A 4125-nucleotide genomic window follows, 5' to 3' on the forward strand; every position below is an offset into this window, starting at 1 on the left:
CTTACCCCCCAATCTTTGAATTAAAATATCAGTAAACTCCCTGGAGCATTTAATCTTCCTTTCGAGCATGTTCATGAACTGTCCATTTGTCTCTACAACTTCATTTTATTTAACTCTATCTTTCCTGAAACTCTTGACACCTGCATTTAGGGGGATGTATGTTAATAGCCCTTTTAAAGCATATGTACTTCATGGATAATGAATCTTCGATATTTCAAGCATCTTCTCTTCATTCGATTAGCATAATTTATTGTTGATTTTTCTACGAACTCTTCCATTTTCATAATGAATTGTCTTGATTTAAAAGAGGAGGATTTAAAAATTTGTTGTAATAGTTTAGTTTGGGGTTTGAATGGGTTTCATTGAGGATGTTTTGAGAGTGGTTCCTGAGTTCGATAGTTTCATGAGCGTCTCTGAGCTTTACGAGTCTTCACGTGCTTTGGTTAGCGAGTTTAAGGATGTTGTTGAACTTGTTGATTATGGTGATTCTAGGGTTAGCGGGTTTCCAGTTGAAGCTTTGATTATTAGGGGTGGTGAGGGTCGTAGGGTTTTAGCTTTCGCTTTTCCACATCCCAATGAGCCTGTGGGTTCTTTAACTCTTGAATTTCTTAGTAGGAGGTTGGCTTCTGATAGGGAGTTGCTTAAGAGTTTGGATGCCACGTGGATCATTGTTAAGGTTGCAGATGTTTTTGGAGCTAAACTTAATGAGGGTTGGTTTAAGGGTGCCTTCAGCATTCAGAGGTATGCATTAAACTATTATAGGCCTCCAGCATATATGCAAGTGGAGTGGAGTTTCCCAATTGAGTATAAGTCTTTTAAGTGGGGTAAGCCTGTCATTGAAACTAAGGCTTTAATGAAGATTATAGATGAATGGAAGCCTACACATATATACAGTTTGCATAACTCCTTCTTCACTGGAACATACTATTACATTTCAAGAGTTTTAAGTGAAGATGTTTTGAGATCGTTTAGAGATGTTCCTAGGAGGTATAATGTGCCTATACATATGGGTGAAGCTGAAACGCCATATATGGAGAAGGTGTGTGATGCAGTTTTCAGGATGCCTGGACTTGGGGAGATGTATGATTGGTTGGAGAAGTATCTTGGTAGGGATCCATCAAGTTTAATTGAGCATGGTGGTAGTAGTTACGATTATGCTAGGAGGGTTAATCCAGAAGTCTTTGAGCTTGTATGTGAAGTTCCATACATATATGATTATAGGTTGAACATAGACATTCCCATCGGTGTACCTAGGAGGGAGCTCCTTAGGATATCCCATAAGAAGGATAAAATGCTCTTTGAAGATCTTGAGAAAGATCTTGATAGGATATCCAAGTATATGAGTGTAGACAACCCATTCTATGAAGCCTTATCATATACTAGGAGGGCTATGAAACCCCACTTGGAGGCTGAGGAGAAGTGGATTGAAACTGCACCGGAATTGAGTGAAAGTGCAACTGTTGCTCAGGCTTTCGATACATACCTCAACTCATATATAGGATACGTATTCAGGTATGGATTAATATATAGAGCAATAAAGTATGAGATGGCTAAGGGGGTTTCATCGAAAGATTTGGAGGAAGTTCAAAAATCATCTCTTAAAAAACTGGAGAATGGAGTAAACGAATTGAATAGTTTATCAAACTATTACACTATACCCATCAGGCATCTAGTTTCAATACAGCTTGCTGCAATGCTGTTATCGTTAACGAGAACTTGAATTTAGCCGTTTTTTATTTCACCTTTTTCCCTCTTGATACATGTGGGTTCCCCTTAATGTAAAATCTTAATGGCTTTTCCAGGTCTACTTTAACTCCTATTCTATGGCTTTTCATTATCTCCCATTCTTCCACATTTCTCCCTTCTTCAATCCATAATCCGCCTTCCTTCGTGTATACTGGTTTTTTGTGTAGTTTTTTGTCTATGGATAGTGCTTTACATAGTTTCCCCGGTCCACTGGTTATTTTGTATGGATTCGTTGTTCCAGAATTTCTCATCATGTATTCTATTCCTTCATGGGGTTCTATGGCTCTTATTAATACTGCTCCACCATCACCTTTATGTGCCACTATGTTTAGCAGCCATTTGCCATGGATCCCATATATTAGCGTTAATCCCACTTCTCCATATAATGTTTTAGCTAAGTCTCCTCTCTGGCTTTTATATGCTTTTGATGCTGGATCCCATGCTCCATGATAAGCTTCTGTTTCAACTATGTATCCTGACATCCTATTACCATTTAATTCTCTTACAAGTAGTTTTCCAAGAAGTTTTATTGCAACTTCTTCAGGGTCTCTTGAATAATACTCTTTTGGTAATATCATTTTTATGAGTGCTCCCCAGAATTATGTGGGCATTATTCTCCCTGGTTTTGGTTGGTATAGTAGACCTTCCTTTAACATTTTATCTATAATTTCTAGGGTTTTCATTTTTGGTATCCCATATTCTGATTCCAATTCTTCGGCTACATCATCTATCTTTAATGGTTCCCCTTCTAATCTGGCTTTCTCCCTAATGTATTCCATTATTATCCTGCTTCCAGCAGACTTTTTTGATTCCTTTTGGATTATCCCCATTCTACTTATGTAATCCCTTAATGCTTCATTCACTATTTTGCTTAATGATCTGCTTTTCATCATCCCTATCAATGCTTCATATAATTCCCTATCTATCTTCACTTTTGCTTCCACATATCTTTCTGATTGCTCTTCCTCTTCGGGGTTTTCTGCATTCATTCCATTCATTAATAAATTTCTCATTATCTGAATTTAATTTTTGCCTCGGCATCAGCTTTTCTTCATCCCACATTTGTGGTTGGCACTCGGCAAATTCTTCATTGGCAATTTAATTTTAATGCATTCTCCCAATTATTTTTTGCTATGATAAGTATTCCTCGATATTCACTTGTTTATACTTCTCCCTTTTGAATGGTTTATCCTTCTTTCCCAATGGTATTGTTGCATCTATCCCCATTTTTGCAGTTATGGGCTTTTCTCCTGGGATATATTTTGCTGATGGATCTAGTGATGACCCTCTCTCCCCCCTATAAATGTATACGTCTTCATCTGCTTGCACTCTTGTCGCTATTGCCCACTCAACCTCTTCTAAATCATATATGTTTATGTCTTCATCTACCACTATGCAGTGTTTTAGGGATTTGTGGGCTTTGAATGCTGCTTCTATAGCTTTCTTGGCATCATCTTCCCTTTCCTTCTTTATTTGTATTATTGCATGTAGCCATGAAGCTCCCCCTGGGGTTATGTATACGTTTATGCATTTGCACACTTTGTTTACTTCATTGTATATTGATGGTTCCATGGGCATTCCCATCAATATTTTATGTTCACTTTTCCCTGGTATTAGGGCTTGGTATATTGGGTTCCTCCTATGGGTTATGCACTTCACTTCTATTATTGGTTGTTCTCTTTCCATGTCGTAGGTTTCAGTTATGTCTAGGAATGGCCCCTCCGGCGCCTTTTCCCTCGTTATTCTCCCCTCTAAGACTATTTCAGTTTCCGCTGGGACTTCCAAATCTATCTTCTTGCATTTCACTAGTGGTGTTGGTTCCAGTGCGTTGGCCATTCCAAGTTCATCTACCCCATGTGGTAGGGATGTGGCTGCTGCTATCATTACTTGTATTGGGCTTCCAATGCATATGGCTACTTCGGCTTCTCCACCAGACCTTTTCAGTATTGTGTCAGTACCCCTCCCCTCAACTATTCTAGCCACAAATCTCCTTTCATCTAGTAGTAGGAGTCTGTGGAAGGATGAATTTCTAACCCCCGTTTGTGGATCTCTTAATATGCATACTGCGCTTGTAACGTATCTCCCCCTATCCCCTGGCATGTGTTTGAGTATTGGGAGTTTTGTTAAATCCACATTTCCCTCGACGACTTCTTGGCATGCCCCCTCATCCACGATTGGCGGCTCCTTTAAATTGTTCATAGCCCAATTCAATTTATGCAATATCCCCTTTACATCCACGTTTAAAGCCATAGCCACAAGTTGCCTTGAAGATAACAAGTTTCCAACGATTGGTATGCTTGATTCCCTAATCTTCTCGAAGTATACTGGTTTGCCATCCAGTGTAGCCATAACCTCTGCAGCTTCATAGTATACTGAAAC

The 4125-nt window shown here is 39.0% G+C and carries 4 protein-coding genes; 1 reads left to right on the forward strand and 3 read right to left on the reverse strand.

The window, feature by feature from the left end; translation table 11 throughout:
• The first annotated feature begins 352 nt into the window (after nucleotides 1–352).
• Nucleotides 353–1720 (forward strand): hypothetical protein, encoded by a 1368-nt coding sequence (locus MRT15_RS11765; RefSeq protein WP_304330452.1) that lies wholly within the window; start codon nucleotides 353–355, stop codon nucleotides 1718–1720.
• A 13-nt stretch (nucleotides 1721–1733) separates the two neighbouring features.
• On the opposite strand, the gene MRT15_RS11770 is transcribed toward MRT15_RS11765, so the two are convergent.
• The 3 genes from MRT15_RS11770 to MRT15_RS11780 form a co-directional block, all read right to left on the reverse strand.
• Nucleotides 1734–2324 carry a DNA-3-methyladenine glycosylase gene (locus MRT15_RS11770; RefSeq protein ID WP_304330454.1) on the reverse strand — a complete coding sequence of 197 codons (591 nt, stop codon included), beginning with the start codon at nucleotides 2322–2324 and terminating at the stop codon, nucleotides 1734–1736.
• Between the two features lie 21 nt (nucleotides 2325–2345).
• Nucleotides 2346–2735 carry a hypothetical protein gene (locus tag MRT15_RS11775; RefSeq protein ID WP_304330456.1) on the reverse strand — a complete coding sequence of 130 codons (390 nt, stop codon included), beginning with the start codon at nucleotides 2733–2735 and terminating at the stop codon, nucleotides 2346–2348.
• A gap of 142 nt (nucleotides 2736–2877) precedes the next feature.
• On the reverse strand, nucleotides 2878–4125 hold a 1248-nt coding region (locus tag MRT15_RS11780), incomplete at its 5' end, for a UbiD family decarboxylase (protein WP_304330458.1).

The sequence above is a fragment of the Candidatus Culexarchaeum yellowstonense genome, from assembly GCF_024707025.1.
Lineage (GTDB): Archaea > Thermoproteota > Methanomethylicia > Culexarchaeales > Culexarchaeaceae > Culexarchaeum.

Coding starts and splice junctions, on each gene's coding strand:
- MRT15_RS11765 (WP_304330452.1), top strand. CDS start 353: ATGGGTTTCATTGAGGATGTTTTGAGAGTGGTTCCTGAGTTCGATAGT.
- MRT15_RS11770 (WP_304330454.1), bottom strand. CDS start 2,324: ATGATATTACCAAAAGAGTATTATTCAAGAGACCCTGAAGAAGTTGCA.
- MRT15_RS11775 (WP_304330456.1), bottom strand. CDS start 2,735: ATGAATGCAGAAAACCCCGAAGAGGAAGAGCAATCAGAAAGATATGTG.